The following is a 19,162-nucleotide window of genomic DNA, read 5'->3' as shown; positions in this document are numbered from 1 at the left end:
TTAGTGAATACTGAGCAATGAGATGAAGTCCCAATTTCGCTAAAGTGTAGAATAACTCCAAAAGTTATATTTTTATCAACTGATGACAAATAGTGAAATTCAACTTATCACTAGCGAACGCCCCAGTCCAACTCCAGAAATATTAACAGCCCTCAAAGCCGGAAACCCTTTGGATTGGGTTGATTTGTACCAATACAATCTCAGAGAAGTCGATTTACAACAAGCTAATTTGAGCAAAGCCAAGCTACTAGGAGCCGACCTTCGTGAGCTAGTCTTGAGTAATGCCGATTTGAGTGGCGCAGATTTGCGAGGCGCTAATCTGCAAGGAGCCGATTTGAGTGGGGCTAATTTGCAGGGAGCCTATTTAAACCGTGCGAACCTCCAACAAGCCAATCTCAGTGGCGCAAATTTGGAAGGAGCCAAATTGCAAGTAGCACGTTATGATGCACATACGAAATGGCCCCAAGAATATAACTACAAAGCTTCGGGAGCTGTAGGGCCGGGTGCTAATCTCAATGGTGCTTTTCTTAACACAGCTTCTTTACGAAACGCGGATTTACAAGGTGTTAATCTGCGTGGAGCCTACCTGAGTGGCGCTGACTTGACAGGAGCAAATTTGCAAGATGCGGCTTTAAGTGGCGCTGACTTAACGAAAGCTTATTTGACTGGGGCTTGTTTGCGGAATGCTCGATTGACTGGAGCCGATTTGCGGGATGCAGACCTACGAGCGACTGACCTATGTGATGCAGAGATGGAGCATCTTCAAAGTATCGCTGGTGCAGATTTTACTTTAGCCCAAGGACTCACAGAAGCAACTAAAGCTATGCTTAAAAGCCGTCCATATTCAGAACTCGACGTTTGGAACGCCTACACTCGCACAACAACTCGTGAGAGTTTGAGTGCTTGATCGTGGCAATTTTAGATTTTAGATTTTGGATGTTAATATCAAGTTCACTTAATTACTTGATAATTTAGTAGTGGCTTTACAACAGTTGCCAGTTCTTTTTCAAGAGCGCTAAAAACGTAGCGTATCCTTCGGAAAAACCCGGTGGATCGGGTAGAGCATATTGGGGAAATTCTTTATACGATCGCCAGGCTTCCGAAGCTTTATGTCGCAAATGTAAAGCAGATTCTGAGGAACCTGGTGGTCGCCAAGTCATTTGACCAGTTTGTATCTCAGTCACAAATGCCTCCTCATCTCGAAAAAGTTGATATTTTCTTCCAGATTTTGGCAGATTACCTGGGTGTTTTGGTCAAATTTAAGGTAAAAAACATTTTGCCTATTGTTGAAATAAATCTTATCACAAGATTCGGCACAAACCCATATCGCTATTGTGGCAACAAGTCTTCTAAAGCAGCTCCGACAACTCGGTGATCCTCATCCTGTCTAAGTTGGTTCAGGGCTACTTTTGCTTCCGGCTCGTCAAAGCGTTTGAGGGCATAGCTAACTCGCACGCGCATCCGCCAAGATTCATCATTCACTAACGTTAGTATTTGGGATAGTGCCGCAGTATGTTGGCTAGAATCAGCTAGTAAACCGAGTCCATCAACAGAGGATTCCTGAACTGTGAAATCTTCATCTTTTAAACCTTGAACGCAGATATCAAATAGTTCTTCAGGACAATTCATTTCAGCGATCGCAGCTAAAATGCTCCGCTTAACTAGCCAGTGGTCATCTTGATAAAATGCCATAACTAGATGAGAAACTGCAACTCTGCCAAATAGCGATAAAGAATTTGCCGCCTCTGCTCGCACGTTGGGGGTATCATCAAATTTCATAATTTGCATCAAAGCAGCAAAGGATTCTGCTGATTGTTGATTACCCAAACCCCTGGCTACAAAAGAACGCACCAAAAATTCTGAGTCATGAAGTTTACTTGCTAAGAGAGGAACTGCAACTTCTGATTCATAATCATTGAGGGCTGCGATCGCCTTCAAACGAGAGTGAAAATCTGGGTTCTTCAGTTCAGTTTGGATTTGATCGATTTCCATAGGTGCATTTGGTAGAGCTATCTTTACTTTATTTTACAGATGTCAAAAAATAGCGATCGCATTTGGGAAGATTTAACGGCAGGGAGCAGGGGAGGCAGGGGAGCAGGGGGCAGAGGGAAAACCAGTCCCCAGTCCCCAGTCCCCAGTCCCCAGTCCCCAGTCCCCAGTCCCCAATTCCCAATCCCCAATTCCCAATTCCCAATTCCCAATTCCCTAAACCAATGACTCAATTAAGCCAAACCGTCAAAGAATTAATCACCAAAGCTAGAATTATCAGCTTTGCTGAGTGGGATAAGTCTCATTCCAAAGCAGCTATCGCCATATTTCAAGCTGCGGATGATGCTTTCCGTTATTTGAGCGACGAAGATTTATTACAGATTCAAACCAAGTCATCCGATAATTCTGAGTTGATTCCTATTGCTGTGTTGTTACGCGATCGCGCCGCCGAAATTGTTGATGAAGCTAGAGAGCAGGTTTTGACTACCTATCCTGAAATTATCCAGCCTGGAGGTGGTCTTTATCCGCCTGAACGCGCCCAAGCTTGCTGGCGAGATTTTTGGCATTTTCTCCGTTGTATTACTTATGGCATAGCAGGTGGACACGCTGAGTATACAAATCCCACAGGACTGCACTATATGAACTTACTCTATCAGGAGTTACAAGTTCCATTAGATGCAATGCTCTTAGGTTTAAAAAGCATTAAAGCTGCTAGTTTGAAACGCTGCCCAGCCAATCAGCAAGAAATTCTTAATCCCTATTTTGACCATTTAATCACCCAACTGGCTACTTTTCAAATTCGGTAAGGTAAGTGAGCGTGAATAATTCAAGGTTTGTGGTCACGGTTAGGGCTGCTTACTAAGAGCCAATTGAATTGAATTTACATTAAGTAACATAGTTTGATTTATTCTTGCCCACTTACCAAGATTAACTTTGATGAATCGGCACTATAAATACTCTTGCTCAAGGGAAAACAACAATAGGATCGCTTGTATCCCAATCTCAAATCAAATTCTAAAAACAAGCTTAAATTTCTCTAAAGTATTATCTAACTTAACAAAAATTAATAAATATGGTTTCGGCATCGTATCAGAATATGTAAAGGTATTTAATGATGTAAAAACTTCAATAATTAAAACTAATAAGGATTTAAAGTCTCTATGACCTTTCCTTTTTCACAAAGATGTAAAGTTTTTTAACATCTTCTGAATTCCTTCTCATAAAATCTAGTTGTTAACTGGGAGATAGTTTGAATAGCTTTTAGACCAGCATCACGATTAGGGTTTGCTCAATTCTGCCGTCAGTTGTCATATACAAAGATATCTAACGCACTTTAAAAAAATAAAGTTTTACAAATGCTAGTCAGTAGCAAAAATAACTGACAACTGAGGCGAAATCTTACCCCCATAAGGGGTAGAATGCTCAAAAATTTCATTTAATTTACGTTTTTAGGGAGATACTTCAATGTCACTGTGGGCTATTGATTCACCTAATGTTGAACTGCGTCCGAACACCAGCGAAAGTGAATTACAAACACTGATTCGGGCGGTTTACAAACAGGTTTTGGGGAATGCTCACTTGCTAGAAAGTGAGCGCCTAGCTACTGCTGAATCGCAATTGCGCGATCGCAAAATCAGCGTCCGCGAATTCGTCAACACTGTTGCGAAATCAGAACTCTATCAATCTCTGTTTTTCAGTTCTTCTTCCCAATATCGGTTCATTGAACTAAACTTCAAACACTTGCTAGGTCGTCCTCCTGCCGATCAAGCAGAAATTGCCGAACACGTCCGCATCTACAACGAACAGGGCTACGATGCTGAAATCGAATCCTATATCGATAGTGAAGAGTATCATCGGAATTTTGGCGAGAACATTGTTCCTTATCCTCGCAGCACTAGCTCCCAAATAGGAATTAAGAATGTTACCTTTAACCGCACCTTTACTTTATTGAGAGGAGTAGCAAGCAGCGATAGCGATCGCAAAGCTAAACTAATCAGGGATATAGGTGCAAATTTACCCACATCTATCAAGGCTCCTGCTGCTGGTTCTAGTGTAAGCAGCACCAGCAAACGCTTCTTGATTAAGGCAGTCAAAGGTTCAGCTAGTCTCCGTACTCGTCTGGGCAACCTTGAATATGTAGTTAACTACAACCAATTGTCTGGACAAGTGCAAAACATTCATACAATGGGCGGCAAAATCATCAGTATTACTGAAGTTGCTTAAGTCGGTAAGTAGGGAGTGAGACTGGGGACTGGGGATAGAATAATAACCCTAACTCCCCAATACGGTTCGGTTAAAGGGGAAAGGGACTCATGTTTTGAATACATCCTTTCCCCTTTACCCCTTGCCCATTTCCCAGACCACAAGGAAAGTGAAAAATGCTTATCCGAACCATATTGCCTAATTCCTAACTCAGCAGGGGCTAAAAGCCCCGCTATCCATGTACAGCACTCCCAAATGCAGTTTTAGTCAAGGAAGCTAGTATATAGACAGGGAGAATAACTATTTAGCCAAGATATTTCTTGGATTGTAGGCTACTTTTTAAAATCACTTTTCTAATGGAAATTACTGAATTCTTTGAACTTTCAATTGGGCGATGGCGATCGCAACGTAGCGGTCATCATTTAGCATTCGCTCACTTTGAACAAGTACTGTCTAACATTGACATTGAGTCTCTATCCACCGATGATCCGGCGGTATTAGCAATTTGTCAATTGTATGACACCGACCCCGGCAGTATCACTCACCCCTTTCGGATGACTTGGAAAGGTGAGTCAGACTGGGACGATAAACCAATCTCTGGTAGTACCGTGCTGGTGCCAATTCCAGATATAGAAAATCCTTCTAGGGGAAAACTCTTACGCGATCAAGGGTACGCTGAGACAATCCCCGCAGTGGGTAAATACCACTTGAGTGAAGATGGGATTTTTACCCTGCTGACGGAGTATGAACACGCTGCTGCTGAAGAGCGAATTTGGTTTGCCACACCAAATCTGCGATTTCGGGTAGCGACAATTAAAACCAGTGATGGTAAAGGTGTGACAACAGCTTCCTTTTCTTCAGAGATTCGCTCTTTGTCTAGTTCAACCAGTTAGTAATATCAGGTTAAAACATAAAAGGAATCATCTAGTTTTATCACTACTGAGGTTGAATATGACAATAGCACCCAGTGAATCTAGCACCAACGCTAGTGATTTGCTCACCTTAGCCTGTTGGATGGCAGGAGATTTTAGCAACTACAAGCAATCTTTTGCAAATCCCCAACTTTACGCCCACATTCACATTTTTTTCCGTCCTTTACCGATTGAATTTTTTTCTGCCATCGGTTTTTATTCAGAACAAGCTTATGACCACGATTTATGGACACCCTACCGCCAAGGAGTACATAGACTGGTAGATTGTGGCGATCGCATTTATATCGAAAATTACAGCTTGAAAGACCAGATGCTTTATGCAGGTGCGGCTCGTGAATTAGATATCCTCAAAACCATCACCCCAGATTGTATCGAACGGCGTTATAACTGTTCGATGGTTTTTCAACGAGAGGGTGAAATGTTTCGGGGTAGCGTGGAACCGGGTAATCAATGTCTGATTAACCGCAATGGCTGCCAGACATATCTAGTCAGCGACGTAGAAATAACCGAGCATACTTGGATAAGTCTAGATAAAGGTATGGATATTGAAACCCACAAGCAGATATGGGGATCAACTGCTGGACCTTTGCGATTTGAGAAACGGGAAAGTTTTGCTGATGAATTACTTGCAGTGAGAGCATTATGTTGATTCAGCTTGAATCTGTTAAATATAAAATGTTACCTCCACAGGCTGAAAAAAAGATGCGCTGTTGGATTCGTAGCCGCCACTTGATTTGTTCCGGTAACTTTTTTATATTCGAGACATTAGAATATACAACCATTGAAAGATTCTCTCAATGTGTCGCTTCTTTAGGAGGAACAGTAATATCCGTTGACCCCATTAATAAAATCTGGATGGGCGATCATCGCCAAGTAATTTTGTATCAGGCCAAAGCTAGTTTACATACTCCTCATCATACTTTGAAACAATACTGGATAAAATACGGTGGTTTCTACACTAGATTTGATGAGCGTGCTTAGAGTGACTTTCCTACGGAAATCATTCTGACGTTTTGAATTTTAAATACTCCCCAAGGGGGTTGACGGCTAATTGTTAATGTTTAATTGCTGATTATTTACTATGATTAGTTGTTACTTATTAACAGGTAGCCGTCTAAGTTTGTTAGAAATATGCACTGTACAAAAAAATCCAATACTGTATAGGTTTTACTTAACAAATAAATTTTTATTAATCATTCTTGATAGTAAATAAACCTGGACTGTAGGGGCAATTGATGAATTGCCCCTACAGATATATTTCGCATAATTTTTGTAAAAAATTATACTATGCAGCCAAGTATAAATTATCTCTAATTGATGGTGCAATGTTTACGATGGGCTACGCCTACGCAGGCCTTTTTATGTCTCAAAGACACAACTTATGCAATATTAATTAACGACAACAAGATAAAACTAAATCTTCTATTATAAACCATCACTAAATCCTTTGAGTAACTATTAATTTTTCTTGAGAGTAAAATCTATAGCTGACAAATACATTTAGTTACAGAGAAAATAATATTCGTCTTTGATTGATAAGTATTTGGCAATTTGGCAGCTAGTGATTAGAGTATTTTGATATATTGCAGAAATTACCAAGATGTTTTTACTTTTTATACAGAAGACGGGCGTTAGCCCGTCTTTTTTGTCGTTAATTGTTTGGCATTTTGACATTAAATTATAATTAAGCTGTGATATATTAGCTAGAATGCAAATGATTGAAACATTAAGAATAAGCTCAACTAGTATTCTTTTTGTTCATATTATTTGTTCGTCTTACAACCTATTAAGTTTTATTTGTGCTGCTTTTTGCAGAGTCCAAGGTGTATTGATACTTTCAAGCTATTTAGACGGGATAATTTATCCCGTCTTTTATTTTGTTTCCTAGTTGGAAAAATTGCTTTGATGCAAGTTTCGCATGTAAAAATATTTTGAGTTGTTTTACTATCTTTAATATCTAAATTAATCTGCCATAGCTTCTAACATTTGGCAGATTAATTTTCTATTTAAGGTATTCAATGATACTAAGAGAATATCCTATCAGGTTTGAGGATATTTGCACACATCCTATAGGAAGATGCCCTATGAATAGAATAATGGGTAAATTAATTCGGGATGTTGTTATGCACTGGATTTATATAGAGGTTTGGCTCACTGCCAAACCTTTTTTTATATCTCCAGAACTTACGCAAAAATCGCCAAAAAATTTAATTTATTAGACGTTTCTCTCGTCTGATATGCTATGAGCTCTATAATATTTGTCTGCAAGCAAAATTAAAAACTAAAAGTACTCCGCAGAATGCCGATGGTAACTGAGTCACTATCTGGTGTATTACCAGGCTGCAAGAGATGAATTATTCCTGGTGTAATGCTAATGTTATCTGTTAGCTGGAAACGATAAAATGCCTCAATTTGAGTGGTAGTCCCTGGTTGTCCACCTGCACGTCCTAAACCGGTATTAATAAAATCAGGGACATTATTCCCCACAGGTAGGTCGCTACTAGTTATTTTAGGAGGTTGACCGACATAAATTCCCCCCAAATTTCCTTTAGCAAATAAATCAGGGAAATTCATAAACACCATATAATTTGTCGTTTCTACATTTCCCGATTGTCCAGGAATGTAAGATTTAGTATAACCACCCCACGCACCTGCGCTAATACGAGGTGAAATTTGCCAAGTAACAGTCGCACCCACAGCATTAGTTTGCAAAGGTGCTGATTTTCCAGTAGTGGTATTAACTGTAGTTAAGCATTCATCGCCAACAAAGGTTAACAAACAACCATCTGAAGAGTAATTGTTGACGTAATACAAGCTTAAATCTAGAGTGTCAGTTGGTGTTAGCAGCAATTGCACACCAGTAGTTGTGGTTCCATCGAATAAACCGCTACTGTTACCGGGATTTCCTGGTTTATAACTAGTATAAATTGCCTGCAAACTAGCGCGTTTAGCAAATTGCCAATCAATAGCTATACCGCCGTGACCGTATCCCATATTTAAAATTGGGTTTCTTTGGGCAAAATAAGACAGTGGCCCTGTTGCAGCACTTTCTACCCGATTGGGGCCTCGGAAAGCAGCAGGCATACTTATGCCTTCTGTTCCCACCATTATTGCTAATTTATCTGTCACCAGCCAATGAAAATTGAGGTCACTTACAATCAAGCTATCTGTAGGAAATTCGTAGCCAAGTAAAACATCATTCCGGGAAACACTATTGGTAAATCTAGGCGAAGTTTTTCCTTTACCATCTATAAGACCTGTAAACAAGTAACTACTAGGAGTGATTTGACTAGTCAAATATAGTTGCGCCAAGGATATGACATTAATGTTTGTCCCGCCATCATCTGTATCTTTTTGTCCATCTCTAGGATTGACATCACCACGATTGCTAGTCCGTCCTTGAATACCAACTATTAGTAGTCCACTGAGTTTGGTTGTTGTTGAGAATTGATTTGCTTCAAGTTCGCCAGTTCTGGCTTCTAAACTATCGACGCGACCCCGCAAAGTTGCTAATTCGGGAGCAAATTCTGATTGTAATTTTTGTAATGTTGCTAAATCTTGGCGGGTAACTAAATTGCTGGTGGCTGTAGTGATTAATTCGTTGACTCTATCTAAACAAGCATTCACACCAGCGGCGAATTCATACCGAGTTAAAGCGCGATTACCGCGATAGCTACTATCTGGATACCCTGCTATACAACCATAGCGTTCCACCAAAGACTGTAATGCTTGGAATGCCCAATCATTGGGTTGTACGTCTTTGAGTTGAGAAACCGATGTAACTTGCGCCATCGGATTTATGGGGGAGAGGGGAGGAGAATTGAAATCTATACTCTCCTGCACCTGAGTAGCTTCTGTATTGATGTACTCTTGTGCTGATGCTTTTTGTGCAACTCCATTTACTCCCGCAATGAGTAACCATGCGAGCATCCAGGTTTTGCGATGACTGCGGCTAATAAGTATACCTTTCAACTTTTTACACTCTGCTCACATACTTAAGTGAAGAGTGTATGCGCTATTGTCTAGCGTTCACATGGGAAAATTTACGGATTTTGTCCAAAATTAGACTTAATCTTTCTGGGCAACTTCTGAAAGGACGAGTATAACAGGGTATTGGGTATTAGGGACTGGGGACTAGGCACTGGGGACTGGGGGACAAAGAGAATTAGAGCCTCGGTCATACTTTGAACTGGATTCATCCACCTCAAAGACTCAAATCTCCGAATCTCCAATCCCCAATCTATGGCAAATCGTCCACGCAAGCTGACACCAAAAGCCTCTAAACAAAATAAACCTCATACAGGTGTGATGAAACGCATCGTTAAAAAACCCCAGAAAAAGCTCAAAGGGGGAAGGTGGTTGTCGTCAACGCTTGCGATCGCAATTTTGTTGAGTAGTGCTAGTCTAATTATGGTTTTCGCCTGGATTAGCGTTCTCTTCATCTTCAATCCAGACCAGGTAAGCTGGCTAAATAAAATTTTACCTGCATGGGCACAAATCCCCCTTGGGAACCACGAACGCCCCAAAACTCTCAAACAAATTCAACTCGATTTGAGTCAAAAAAACCAAATATTTGGCGAAACTCTGCCTTTACGTGAAGATGCGAAAGACTCTTTTTTACTGCCAGTTTGGCAACAGCGTGCTAATTGTCAATCAGATTGTAAAAAACTTGTGGAACTCAGGGTTTACGAGCTATCAGAAGAGTTAGAGTTTAAATCTCAGTCCGAAAATTACTACTATTTAGCCACTCAATTACCTATAACTGGGCCAGAAGAATCCTCTGTGATTTCACCCTCACTTGATGAAACATCAGAACCCCAAGATATCAGTGTTCCCTTACCTTTAACTAAAGTGCAACGCTTTGACGGTGGGACACCATCACCAGGGGTTTGGTTTAATTTGCAGGGTCAACGCCAACCAGGAACTGGTGCTTATGGTCAAGTTGTATACTACAATCCACAACGCACCAATTTACTACAAATGTTGTCTTGGACAAGTCCCAACGGACAATTACCCAGATGGCAGCAGGTAACTGGTGATGGTACAAAAGAGTTAGTTGTCGATCAAACTATAGGTTTAGAACCGCACTTACAGGTTTACCAAGTCAAACCTGTGAAGTTATTCCTCAAACCAATTGAATTAGAAGCGATTACCCTCAAATCAGTAGCCCTCAAAGATTCTGCATACCAAAATGCCCTGTCAATTGCCCGTAGTGGACTATGGACACCAGCTTTTGAATGGTTGAAATTCATCAAGAAACAGCGCAAAGGAGTTTTTCCAGAGGTGGCGCAAGCGCAAATGGATTTGATTCGCTTGCATTCCCAACTTACTAAAACCCAAGCCCAGAAAAAATGGGCAAGTCCCAGTCAAGAAGTGCTAGCAGACTTGATTGATGGTCGCTGGGAGAAAGCATTACAGGTGTTTGAAGCGTCGCCACATAATACCCAAGAAATTGCGACTCTACTCAAAGCCGATAAAAAACGGTTGTGGAATCGCACAGCCGCAGCGTTACGGGTGAACCCAAATAGACTAGACGTACAAGCTTGGTTCGCTTTGATTTTGGCAGTTCAGCAGGGAGAAGAACACGCTAATTCCTGGTTAAAGACGCAACCAAAAATTACAAAAGATAATCTTGTCTATATTCAAGGTCTGTTAGCCAAACTCAATAGTGAGGGTGCAAAGTCGCAAATATCCTCTACTCACCCTAGTCAGATTGTTGGTACAGTGCAACCAATTACTCAAGTTACTAGCAGCGAGTGGCTGCAACCAAATTCCTCAGCAGACTTGAAACTCACTGATAATCAAGTTTGGTATCAGGTAGAGGTGAGTGCATTTAATGACGGTAAAAGCTGGCTAAATTCCCCCTTTGAGAATTTGAACCCATCCAAAACTTCCGCCGCCAAATTTTTCTGGAAAACTTTGGGAATCATTTCTGACCCGGAAATCCAGATTATAGTCTGGTTGCCAAATGGAGAACAAAAAATTACTATAGCCGCTATCAAAGCTGTGCAACTACAGGGTAAAGTTTTGCGCCTATTGGCTGCGGGCCCAAAAATTCCAGAGAGTCAAAACGATGTTCTCCAACCCAAAGCTCTAGCTTTGACTAATGCAGCACTGGAATGGGTACAACCATCTCCCATCACTCTACAAGAACTGCATCAACAAAATCCCCAAGGGGTGAAGGTAATATTATCGAGTGTGTGGCAATCTTTACAGCAATCTGGCGAAGTTGCGGCTGGTGCTATTCCTACCTTTGAGCAGATACAGGAAAAGTTGGGTGATTGGCCCGTTCAAGTGATTGATTTAACAAATAATGCTCAACCAGAAATAATACTGACTATCTCAGCAGCAGCAATAGCATCCTTGAATCAGTCTTCACCTGAAATTCAGGCGAAAAATACAGAAGAACGCCGCGACCGGACTATCATTTTGTCTGATAGTAATCAAGTCATTTACAGTGATTTTACCAAAAATGACTTACAAAGACTCTCTGCGATCGCCAAGCTTTCAGACGTGCAATCTTTAGCTTTATTAGTTGAAAATGCTCATAACTACAGTCTGAGGCGCTGGTCAGAGAAAAATCAGCGCTTTGAATAGCACGCCCCCTAATCAAATTTAAATTAAAGAGGCACTGGCGACCGCTATCTCCAAAATTGACTTATTCTTTTTGGTTAGTTTCGGCTAGACGTTGGTTTTTCAGGTTTTCCAACTGCTGCAACAGAGAGTCTACTTCTGCTTGTAAATGCATCAATTTCGCTTGCTGATCGTCTTGATAATAAGACTTGGTTAGCTTACTGACCCAGTTAGCCTGGGATTCGCGATCGGAAACACTAGATAAACAAGTAGGCATCGCTAATTAAATCCACAATTTAACTCACACCATTAGAAATATTATAATAATGCTCTTTTAAGCTTTATTAAAATATTGTATATTTTTCATCAATTAGTCTAATGGGTTTTAGGTTCAATCATAAGAGACGGCGAGCATCATGGGTGTGTTCCAAACAGAACAGCGCCCTAAGTGTGCAAAGCTTCCGCCCACTTGACGGTACTTAGCAATACTTAAATTGATAGCCTGTCAATTATGGTTGTATGAATTATTATCGCCCTTTTTGGGGAATTTACGCACGAATTATATGTAGACTATATCAAGAATTCTGTGAGATTATGAAAAATTCACGACTGACACAGCAGAGATTCCCCCCAATCGCCTTAAAAATGTACCTTTGTAATATCCACCTTTTTTGGCAGTAGTCTTGGCCCAGCCCTTGCCCAAGGCTACTGCCAAGGAGAGACAGCACATTGCCTATTTAACTGGTATTCTAAATAAAAATGGCAAGTGAAACACCTGCACCACAAAAAATAATATTCTATAAGTAATATTCTTTTGGAATTAAAGGGCTGGGACAGGGCAAAGAAAAATTCACTTTCTTCCTCTTCCGCTTCCATCTGCAACTTTCTCTAAATATCGAATCCTTAACATTAAGAAATTTTAAATCCTGTGACTTTGAGCCTGTCTGTTGCTAAATCTCATCGCCAACCTTGGCCCGGACTGATAGAAGCCTATCGCCAATACTTGCCTGTCAGTGAAACAACGCCGGTCGTCACTCTTTTGGAGGGCAATACACCTCTGATACCAGTGCCAGCGATCGCAGAACGTATTGGCAGACAAGTACGGGTTTTTGTAAAATATGATGGTCTGAATCCTACCGGCAGCTTCAAAGACCGGGGGATGACTATGGCAATTTCCAAGGCCAAAGAAGCAGGAGCAAAAGCAGTAATTTGTGCCAGCACGGGTAATACCTCAGCCGCCGCCGCCGCTTATGCAAGGCGTGGAGGGATGAATGCCTTTGTATTAATTCCCGACGGTTATGTAGCGCTGGGCAAGTTAGCCCAAGCATTATTGTATGGTGCAGAAGTATTGGCAATTAAAGGTAATTTTGACCAAGCGCTAGAAATTGTCCGCGAAATGGCCGAAAGCTATCCAGTGACTTTGGTAAATTCGGTCAATCCCTACCGCCTAGAAGGGCAAAAAACTGGAGCCTTTGAAATCGTTGATGCGCTGGGTGATGCCCCAGACTGGCTGTGTATCCCCGTAGGCAATGCGGGAAATATCACAGCATATTGGATGGGCTTTTGTCAATATCATCAAGATGGCAAGTGCGATCGCTTACCCCGAATGATGGGATTCCAAGCCGCAGGTGCAGCCCCATTAGTACACGGTCAGCCCGTGGCGCATCCCGAAACCCTCGCGACAGCAATTCGCATTGGCAACCCTGCTAGCTGGGAATTAGCGATCGCAGCCCAAACCGCAAGTCAGGGAAATTTCCATGCCGTTACCGATGCAGAAATTCTCGATGCTTATCGGCTTTTAGCATCATCAGAAGGTATCTTCTGCGAACCTGCTAGCGCCGCTTCTGTAGCCGGATTATTGCAGGTAAAAGACCAAATTCCTACAGGGGCGACAGTGGTTTGTGTCCTTACAGGCAATGGTCTAAAAGACCCAGATACAGCCATTAAACACAATCACAGTCAATTTAAACAGGGGATTGCAGCAGAATTGGGCGCAGTCGCCGAGGCAATGGGATTTTAAGCAGTCTGGAAAATACAAGTGATCTTAATATCTAATTGAAAAATTGCGTAGGCAAAGCTCATCGGAGGTATTGCAACCAATATTTTTCAGTCTGACTAGTGTCAAAATAATCCCAAATTGCAAAATGATTGCGATAGACAAATTAAGACTAAGCAAGATGCAGCAAGCAATCCCCAATCAAAAATCAAAAATCAAAAATCAAAAATGGTATAATCCTAAAGAATTTTTAATCAGCTAGTTGATCATTTTAATAATCACCAACAAAGAAAAGGATACAAGCCCCTAAATTTATTTATGGGGATTATTAATTTTGAATTTTGAATTTTGAATTTGGAGCGAAGCGACGTGACTCATTCTACTGATATTGCTACCTTAGCGCGATGGATGTCAGCTGACTTTAGTAATCAAGAACAAGCTTTTGAAAATCCGCCTTTTTATGCCCACATTCGTGTGTGTATCCGTCCCCTTCCCTTGGAATTGTTCTCAGGGGTAAGTTTGTTTCTCGAACAAGCTTATGATTTTATGCTTAATCAACCCTACCGGATGCGGGTAATGAAGTTGATTCCCGCAGAAAACCACATTGCTATTGAACACTACACCGTTAAAGAAGAACAAAAATTTTACGGTGCATCTCGTGAACCCGAACGCCTCAAAGAGTTGTCTGTTGACCAACTGGAAAAAATGTCAGGCTGCAACATGATTGTAGAGTGGACGGGTAAGAGCTTCAAAGGCAGGGTTGAACCTGGTAAAGGCTGCATTGTGGTTCGTGACGGCAAAAATACTTATTTAGATAACGAATTTGAGATTGACGCTAAAGAATTTTTCAGCCTCGATAGGGGAAGAGATTTAGACACGGATGAGCGACTGTGGGGTTCCATCGCCGGGCCCTTTCACTTTGTCCGATGGGCTAATTTTGCCGATGAAGTCAAAGCTAATTAAGGCGCTAGATGCTCAAAGTGAGCCGTTTGTGGGTAGATGTTGATGAACGTCTATTTCACGACATCCCCACTTACAACTGTTAATTTCTTGATTGATATTCTTGAAAATAGTGTCGAATAGGTGATCTGGAACACGCTCCTACCCATTGTGATAGAAGTTCGGACTAGCGATCGCTAATCCAGATATAACAAGAACCTAGACGGCGATGCAAGACTAAAAGAATACCAAAAACATCCAGTTAACCCACTATCTCTACCTCACAATCTTGTGCTAATATTGTCAAACTGATGCTATTGCCTCCTTAAGATATCAAGTGATAGACAAAAAGGCTTTATAGTGTTGATGTGGCGGCATAGCCAAGTGGTAAGGCAGAGGTCTGCAAAACCTTCACCCCCGGTTCAAATCCGGGTGCCGCCTTAAGGCTTTCAGCCTTTTAGGACAGTCAAAAACAAACAAACTGGGGTAAATGATATTCAAAAGGTTAACTTGACTGATTAGGGTAAAGAGATATCACAAGGATGTCCCAGTCTAATGAAGTCCCCTAAGTTACCAGTATCTTTACCCCATGATCTCTATCAGAAGCTCCAATCCATTGCATCGGCTAATGGTATCTCTATGGCTTCCCAAGTCCGATACCTCATCAGTCAAGCCAGTTACCTTCAAGGAACTACAGGCGGGTCTACAGGAAGTCAGAATATCAATGATTTAGATGCGTTCCCCCTGTCCTAATCCCCAGTCCCCAACAAATAAATCAACGCTTCTACTAAAACTTGATTTTGTTCATCTGTGCCAACAGTAATGCGTAATTTGTCATCTAGACCAGGCTGCTTGAAGTAACGGATTAAAATTCCCTGTTCTTTCAGTTTTTGATAGAGATATTCCGCGTTTCTTTGTGGAGGCTGTACCAGCAAAAAGTTAGTTTGGGAATCCCAGAGATTAAAACCTAATTGTTTCAAGTCTGTTGATAGCTGATTCCGCGATGCTTTAATCTTTGCCACACAAGCATTTTTATAAGCTTGATCGGCAATGGCAGCCGTGCCAATTGCACAAGCGATCGCATCAATGTTATAGCTATCCTTCACTTTAAACAATCCCTGCAACAGTTTAGGATTCGCCACTCCAAATCCCAATCGCAGTCCAGCCAACGAGTAGCCCTTAGAAAGTGTACGAATTATGATGACATTTTCGTATTCCTTTACCAAAGCCAACGCATTCTCTTCGGTAAAATCTATGTATGCTTCATCAATCACCAAAACTCCAGATAACTGGCTGGCTAATTGGCGCAGATCGTTAGTTGCTACCAGATGCCCCGATGGACTATTCGGCGACGCAATGAATGTGACAGAACCATTGGCAGCAACCAGTTCTTCCACAGGTAAACTGTAGTCCTCGCTGTAGGAAATTTCAATAATTTCCGCAGCCTGCATTTCTGCCAATGTACGATATAGCACATAAGTTGGCATCGGATAAACTACCTTCTTTCCAGGTTCTGCACAGGCTCGAATTACTACGCTCAACAATTCGTCACTGCCATTGCCTACAATAATCCAATCGCTAGGAACTCCTAAAACTTTACTTGCGGCTTCTCGAAATTCCCCGCCGAAAGGTTCTGGATATCGCCGCAACCACTCCCCCTCAATATTTCGCAATACAGCTAGTGCCGCAGGGGAAGGAGGATAGGGGTTCTCGTTGCTGTTGAGTTTAATTATCTGTGTACCACGCTGGGGCTGCTCACCGGGAACATAGCTAGCCATTGCATCAACATTGGAGCGAAAGTAATTAGTCATAGGGCATTGGTTGTGTATCTTAAGCAAATTTCAACCCACAATTTCTGACGATATCGTTTTTTGTCGTTTACATCAAAAAATACGGCTTTATAAATTACGAATGAGGAATTATCAAAAGATGCCAGATAAATGGAATCCAGAACTATACGAACGATTTGAGTTGGAAAGAAGTCGCCCGTTCTACGACTTGGTAGATATGATACATCGGCAAAAAAACTTACGAATTCTCGATTTAGGATGCGGAACTGGAAAGTTAACGAAGTATTTGCATGACACACTAGCAGCACAGGAGACTTTAGGGATAGATGCTTCTGAGAAAATGCTGCAAAAGGCTCGTCAGTTTGAAGGTAATGGACTATGCTTTGAGCAAGGAAAAATTGAGGAAAATCCAGGAGATGGGGAGTTTAATGTGATATTTTCTAATGCAGCATTGCAGTGGTTAACGGAACATAAGGCGTTATTTGAGAAATTACGGGGTAAGTTAAAACCTGGTGGACAGCTTGCTGTACAAATACCAACGATGGATACTGAGCCAGTACATAAAATAGCAGTTGAGACTGCAAAAGAATTTAGTCAGGAATTGGGAGGATATGTGCGGCGTTTAGAGAGTGTTTATAAAATAAATATTAAGCAGTTGAGCAACTATGATTGCGGGCTAATCGACGTAACATTAGATGCGTCATAGCGGCGTATATCATGGTTTCGCTTGTTTGAGGATGATATTCGTAATCTTACGTAGACGACGATAGCGACCAAGCCATGCAAGTGTACGCTCTACAACCCAACGTCGAGGTAATACTTTAAAACCTGAAGCGTCATCAGAGCGTTTGACGATCTCGATTACACAACCAATAAAATATCTGACCCAATCGACTAGTTTTCCTGCATATCCAGCATCTGCCCAAATTAAATGTAATTTTGGGAAAGAATATCGAATTTTATTTAGTACAAGCTTTGCTCCGTCAAGGTCTTGAATTGAAGCAGCATGTACAACAACGATTAAAAGCAAACCCATCGTATCGACAAGAATATGGCGTTTACGACCATTAATCTTTTTTCCGGCATCATAACCATTAATCCCTCCTTTTTCAGTTGTTTTAACCGTTTGAGAGTCTATAATTCCAGCAGATGGTTCTACGTCTGATCCTTCAATTTTACGCAGTTGCGTAGGCGTAGCCCGTCGTAGACATCGCAATACGGTATGAATTTTTTGCCATACCCCTTTACGCTCCCAGCGTCGGAAATAGGGAGCATCCCACTTTGGCAGATATACCACTAGTGTCAAAATAAAGGGGAATATTTCAGCAGCGCATTATCCTCATGACTCCGGAAAGACAAGCACGCCTACAAGTATGTCTATAAGAACTAGCAGCGATACTATATGAAGAAACAAACGCCGCAGAACTAACGAACCTAGAAAGCATCGAAAAAACCGTGCGTTCGCAAATGTTAGAAATCGATTATGTCAACAGCCAAAAACTACTTAACCCACTGGTTTGTCTAGGAGATGGTCATCAGGAGTTTGGAATTTAGTCCAAGAGTTTGGCATAGTTCAAGAACGCTGGGAAATCTTAGACTGGTATCATCTTAAAGAAAATCTTTATAAAATTGGTGGATCGCTCAAACGGCTTAAAAAGGCTGAAACTCTACTGTGGCAAGGTGATGTCGAGACAACTAAGACAATATTAGTTAATTGTCGAGGTAAACAAGTAAAAAATTTTTGTGCCTATCTCGACCAACATCGTAATCGGATTGTCAACTATAAATATTATCAAGCTAAACAACTATGTTCCATTGGTTCAGGCGCGGTAGAGTCAGCAATCAAAGTCCTTGGGAAACGAATCAAAATTTCTGGAGCGCAATGGAAAGCTGAAAATGTCAATCAGGTTCTGTCTCTACGTTGCGCCTACCTGAATGGTTTACTAGCTAATCCACCATCATTGCTAGTTATTCACCAGGGTCGATATTGCCATAAAATACTCTCGATGAACAAATCGAATCTAGCCAGTTGATACTTGAATAAGGCAAGCGATGGCTTACTTGCCCTTCCCTGTGGCGATGACCTCCGGTCGGTCGGAGACCATCGCACTGCATTTTTTTCTTATGCCTAAATTTGAGTAGATACAATTTTGCTTGACAACCCAAGATAACCCGCAACGCAAGATTAATATATTTTTGCCAAAGTGGGATGCTCCCCGGAAATATGAATATACTGTAAGACAAGCAGGTAAATCGTGAGGCATCATTCGCCACGAGCAACCTGCACGCAATATGTAAAAAATCGCATTTACTATTTCGCGCATATCTACTTCACGCTTTTTTCCACGCTTTCGCTTACGTTCTGTTGTAATCATTCATTTTATCAAATCCCACTCGACATCGGAAACGTCTGTGGGATATGGTTTTCGACTCATGGCATCCGATTCAAATACGACGACTGTCTCTTTTAAAATACGTGTCCTGGGAAATGAATGCGGTGCTGTTTATTTTTATTTATAAACACCCTCTTAGCTCGACTTTATCCATTTTTGATTTAGTCAGGCAGCGTAAACAGCAATATCACTCAAACGCTCAAATAAAAGACGAGGGACTTTTATCATTTGAGTGGTTTCGGAAGATGTGGAAAAAGTACTAGCCCATAAAAATCGCCTAACTAAAGCTAGTGCATCCGAAAAAGTAGGCAAAGCTTTGGAGTACCAAATTGTTTGCTTAATTGTCCA

Annotated in this window: 19 protein-coding genes, 1 tRNA gene and 2 pseudogenes; 14 read left to right on the top strand and 8 right to left on the bottom strand. The window is 41.3% G+C overall.

What is annotated here, in order from left to right; translation table 11 throughout:
* Positions 1 to 82: 82 nt before the first annotated feature.
* Positions 83 to 907, top strand: coding sequence for a pentapeptide repeat-containing protein (locus tag H6G86_RS20975; protein WP_190935927.1), 825 nt, complete (start codon positions 83 to 85; stop codon positions 905 to 907).
* 76 nt (positions 908 to 983) lie between these two features.
* On the opposite strand, the gene H6G86_RS20970 is transcribed toward H6G86_RS20975, so the two are convergent.
* Both H6G86_RS20970 and H6G86_RS20965 read right to left on the bottom strand, forming a co-directional pair.
* Positions 984 to 1,184 carry a hypothetical protein gene (locus H6G86_RS20970; protein ID WP_041565167.1) on the bottom strand — a complete coding sequence of 67 codons (201 nt, stop codon included), beginning with the start codon at positions 1,182 to 1,184 and terminating at the stop codon, positions 984 to 986.
* A 145-nt stretch (positions 1,185 to 1,329) separates the two neighbouring features.
* Positions 1,330 to 1,992: a HEAT repeat domain-containing protein gene (locus H6G86_RS20965; protein WP_190935926.1), complete on the bottom strand. Its 663-nt coding sequence runs from the start codon at positions 1,990 to 1,992 to the stop codon at positions 1,330 to 1,332.
* Between the two features lie 39 nt (positions 1,993 to 2,031).
* On the opposite strand from H6G86_RS20965, the gene H6G86_RS38405 reads away from it, so the two are divergent.
* From H6G86_RS38405 to H6G86_RS20940, 6 genes are all read left to right on the top strand, one after another.
* The gene (locus H6G86_RS38405) at positions 2,032 to 2,217 is read left to right on the top strand and encodes a hypothetical protein (RefSeq protein WP_206758444.1); all 186 of its coding nucleotides are present in this window, start codon (positions 2,032 to 2,034) and stop codon (positions 2,215 to 2,217) included.
* Complete coding sequence (locus tag H6G86_RS20960; protein ID WP_190935925.1) at positions 2,214 to 2,795, top strand: bilin-binding protein; 582 nt, start codon at positions 2,214 to 2,216, stop codon at positions 2,793 to 2,795. Before H6G86_RS38405 ends, H6G86_RS20960 begins: the two co-directional genes overlap by 4 nt.
* Positions 2,796 to 3,453: 658 nt before the next feature.
* On the top strand, positions 3,454 to 4,212 hold the full coding sequence (locus H6G86_RS20955; protein WP_190935924.1) for a phycobilisome rod-core linker polypeptide: 759 nt from the start codon (positions 3,454 to 3,456) through the stop codon (positions 4,210 to 4,212).
* Positions 4,213 to 4,547: 335 nt separating this feature from the next.
* Positions 4,548 to 5,084: a phycobiliprotein lyase gene (locus tag H6G86_RS20950; RefSeq protein WP_163928626.1), complete on the top strand. Its 537-nt coding sequence runs from the start codon at positions 4,548 to 4,550 to the stop codon at positions 5,082 to 5,084.
* A gap of 58 nt (positions 5,085 to 5,142) precedes the next feature.
* Positions 5,143 to 5,772 (top strand): chromophore lyase CpcT/CpeT, encoded by a 630-nt coding sequence (locus H6G86_RS20945; RefSeq protein ID WP_163928625.1) that lies wholly within the window; start codon positions 5,143 to 5,145, stop codon positions 5,770 to 5,772.
* Positions 5,766 to 6,104 carry a CpeR family transcriptional regulator gene (locus H6G86_RS20940; protein ID WP_114082081.1) on the top strand — a complete coding sequence of 113 codons (339 nt, stop codon included), beginning with the start codon at positions 5,766 to 5,768 and terminating at the stop codon, positions 6,102 to 6,104. Before H6G86_RS20945 ends, H6G86_RS20940 begins: the two co-directional genes overlap by 7 nt.
* Positions 6,105 to 7,397: 1,293 nt before the next feature.
* On the opposite strand, the gene H6G86_RS20935 is transcribed toward H6G86_RS20940, so the two are convergent.
* Positions 7,398 to 9,053, bottom strand: coding sequence for an iron uptake porin (locus tag H6G86_RS20935; RefSeq protein WP_190935987.1), 1,656 nt, complete (start codon positions 9,051 to 9,053; stop codon positions 7,398 to 7,400).
* A 312-nt stretch (positions 9,054 to 9,365) separates the two neighbouring features.
* On the opposite strand from H6G86_RS20935, the gene H6G86_RS20930 reads away from it, so the two are divergent.
* Entirely contained in the window at positions 9,366 to 11,720 is a 2,355-nt protein-coding gene (locus H6G86_RS20930) for a hypothetical protein (protein ID WP_190935923.1), read from the top strand.
* Positions 11,721 to 11,781: 61 nt separating this feature from the next.
* Here the strand turns inward: H6G86_RS20930 and H6G86_RS20925 are convergent, their stop codons facing one another.
* A complete protein-coding gene (locus tag H6G86_RS20925; protein WP_114082085.1) occupies positions 11,782 to 11,973 on the bottom strand; it encodes a hypothetical protein in 192 nt (63 codons plus the stop codon).
* 651 nt (positions 11,974 to 12,624) lie between these two features.
* On the opposite strand from H6G86_RS20925, the gene thrC reads away from it, so the two are divergent.
* From thrC to H6G86_RS20905, 4 genes are all read left to right on the top strand, one after another.
* Positions 12,625 to 13,716, top strand: a complete 1,092-nt coding sequence (gene thrC, locus H6G86_RS20920) for a threonine synthase (protein WP_179072331.1) — start codon at positions 12,625 to 12,627, stop codon at positions 13,714 to 13,716.
* A 345-nt stretch (positions 13,717 to 14,061) separates the two neighbouring features.
* Entirely contained in the window at positions 14,062 to 14,655 is a 594-nt protein-coding gene (locus H6G86_RS20915) for a chromophore lyase CpcT/CpeT (protein ID WP_174709381.1), read from the top strand.
* Positions 14,656 to 15,001: 346 nt separating this feature from the next.
* Positions 15,002 to 15,072, top strand: a tRNA-Cys gene (locus H6G86_RS20910).
* A 114-nt stretch (positions 15,073 to 15,186) separates the two neighbouring features.
* Positions 15,187 to 15,384, top strand: coding sequence for a ribbon-helix-helix domain-containing protein (locus H6G86_RS20905; RefSeq protein ID WP_190935922.1), 198 nt, complete (start codon positions 15,187 to 15,189; stop codon positions 15,382 to 15,384).
* Here the strand turns inward: H6G86_RS20905 and hisC are convergent.
* Positions 15,381 to 16,442, bottom strand: a complete 1,062-nt coding sequence (gene hisC, locus H6G86_RS20900) for a histidinol-phosphate transaminase (RefSeq protein ID WP_190935921.1) — start codon at positions 16,440 to 16,442, stop codon at positions 15,381 to 15,383. The two genes, H6G86_RS20905 and hisC, sit on opposite strands and share 4 nt — an antisense overlap.
* A 118-nt stretch (positions 16,443 to 16,560) precedes the next feature.
* Here hisC and H6G86_RS20895 point away from each other — a divergent pair, with 118 nt between their 5' ends.
* Positions 16,561 to 17,127, top strand: a complete 567-nt coding sequence (locus tag H6G86_RS20895; RefSeq protein WP_242064898.1) for a methyltransferase domain-containing protein — start codon at positions 16,561 to 16,563, stop codon at positions 17,125 to 17,127.
* Here the strand turns inward: H6G86_RS20895 and H6G86_RS20890 are convergent.
* A pseudogene (locus H6G86_RS20890) lies at positions 17,069 to 17,706 on the bottom strand (IS5 family transposase); the annotation flags it as partial. The gene H6G86_RS20895 and the pseudogene H6G86_RS20890 sit on opposite strands and share 59 nt — an antisense overlap.
* Before the next feature lie 191 nt (positions 17,707 to 17,897).
* Here H6G86_RS20890 and H6G86_RS20885 point away from each other — a divergent pair.
* Positions 17,898 to 18,370, top strand: a pseudogene (locus tag H6G86_RS20885) (ISKra4 family transposase); the annotation flags it as partial.
* Between the two features lie 108 nt (positions 18,371 to 18,478).
* Here the strand turns inward: H6G86_RS20885 and H6G86_RS40015 are convergent.
* Both H6G86_RS40015 and H6G86_RS38400 read right to left on the bottom strand, forming a co-directional pair.
* The gene (locus H6G86_RS40015) at positions 18,479 to 18,796 is read right to left on the bottom strand and encodes a transposase (RefSeq protein WP_190935919.1); all 318 of its coding nucleotides are present in this window, start codon (positions 18,794 to 18,796) and stop codon (positions 18,479 to 18,481) included.
* A gap of 183 nt (positions 18,797 to 18,979) precedes the next feature.
* Positions 18,980 to 19,162, bottom strand: a 183-nt coding sequence (locus H6G86_RS38400; RefSeq protein WP_206758443.1) for a hypothetical protein, incomplete at its 5' end; no start/stop codon positions are given.

The sequence above is a fragment of the Nostoc sp. FACHB-133 genome (genome assembly GCF_014698055.1).
GTDB lineage: Bacteria > Cyanobacteriota > Cyanobacteriia > Cyanobacteriales > Nostocaceae > Nostoc.
Note: the sequence above shows the minus strand (reverse complement) of the source record. Positions and strands in the feature narration are given on the sequence as shown.

Bases quoted from the DNA above. Each gene is read 5' to 3' on its own strand.
- H6G86_RS20975 (WP_190935927.1), top strand. From the start codon at position 83: ATGACAAATAGTGAAATTCAACTTATCACTAGCGAACGCCCCAGTCCA.
- H6G86_RS20965 (WP_190935926.1), bottom strand. From the start codon at position 1,992: ATGGAAATCGATCAAATCCAAACTGAACTGAAGAACCCAGATTTTCAC.
- H6G86_RS38405 (WP_206758444.1), top strand. From the start codon at position 2,032: ATGTCAAAAAATAGCGATCGCATTTGGGAAGATTTAACGGCAGGGAGC.
- H6G86_RS20960 (WP_190935925.1), top strand. From the start codon at position 2,214: ATGACTCAATTAAGCCAAACCGTCAAAGAATTAATCACCAAAGCTAGA.
- H6G86_RS20955 (WP_190935924.1), top strand. From the start codon at position 3,454: ATGTCACTGTGGGCTATTGATTCACCTAATGTTGAACTGCGTCCGAAC.
- H6G86_RS20950 (WP_163928626.1), top strand. From the start codon at position 4,548: ATGGAAATTACTGAATTCTTTGAACTTTCAATTGGGCGATGGCGATCG.
- H6G86_RS20945 (WP_163928625.1), top strand. From the start codon at position 5,143: ATGACAATAGCACCCAGTGAATCTAGCACCAACGCTAGTGATTTGCTC.
- H6G86_RS20940 (WP_114082081.1), top strand. From the start codon at position 5,766: ATGTTGATTCAGCTTGAATCTGTTAAATATAAAATGTTACCTCCACAG.
- H6G86_RS20935 (WP_190935987.1), bottom strand. From the start codon at position 9,053: ATGCTCGCATGGTTACTCATTGCGGGAGTAAATGGAGTTGCACAAAAA.
- H6G86_RS20930 (WP_190935923.1), top strand. From the start codon at position 9,366: ATGGCAAATCGTCCACGCAAGCTGACACCAAAAGCCTCTAAACAAAAT.
- H6G86_RS20925 (WP_114082085.1), bottom strand. From the start codon at position 11,973: ATGCCTACTTGTTTATCTAGTGTTTCCGATCGCGAATCCCAGGCTAAC.
- H6G86_RS20905 (WP_190935922.1), top strand. From the start codon at position 15,187: ATGAAGTCCCCTAAGTTACCAGTATCTTTACCCCATGATCTCTATCAG.
- hisC (WP_190935921.1), bottom strand. From the start codon at position 16,442: ATGACTAATTACTTTCGCTCCAATGTTGATGCAATGGCTAGCTATGTT.
- H6G86_RS20895 (WP_242064898.1), top strand. From the start codon at position 16,561: ATGCCAGATAAATGGAATCCAGAACTATACGAACGATTTGAGTTGGAA.
- H6G86_RS40015 (WP_190935919.1), bottom strand. From the start codon at position 18,796: ATGATTACAACAGAACGTAAGCGAAAGCGTGGAAAAAAGCGTGAAGTA.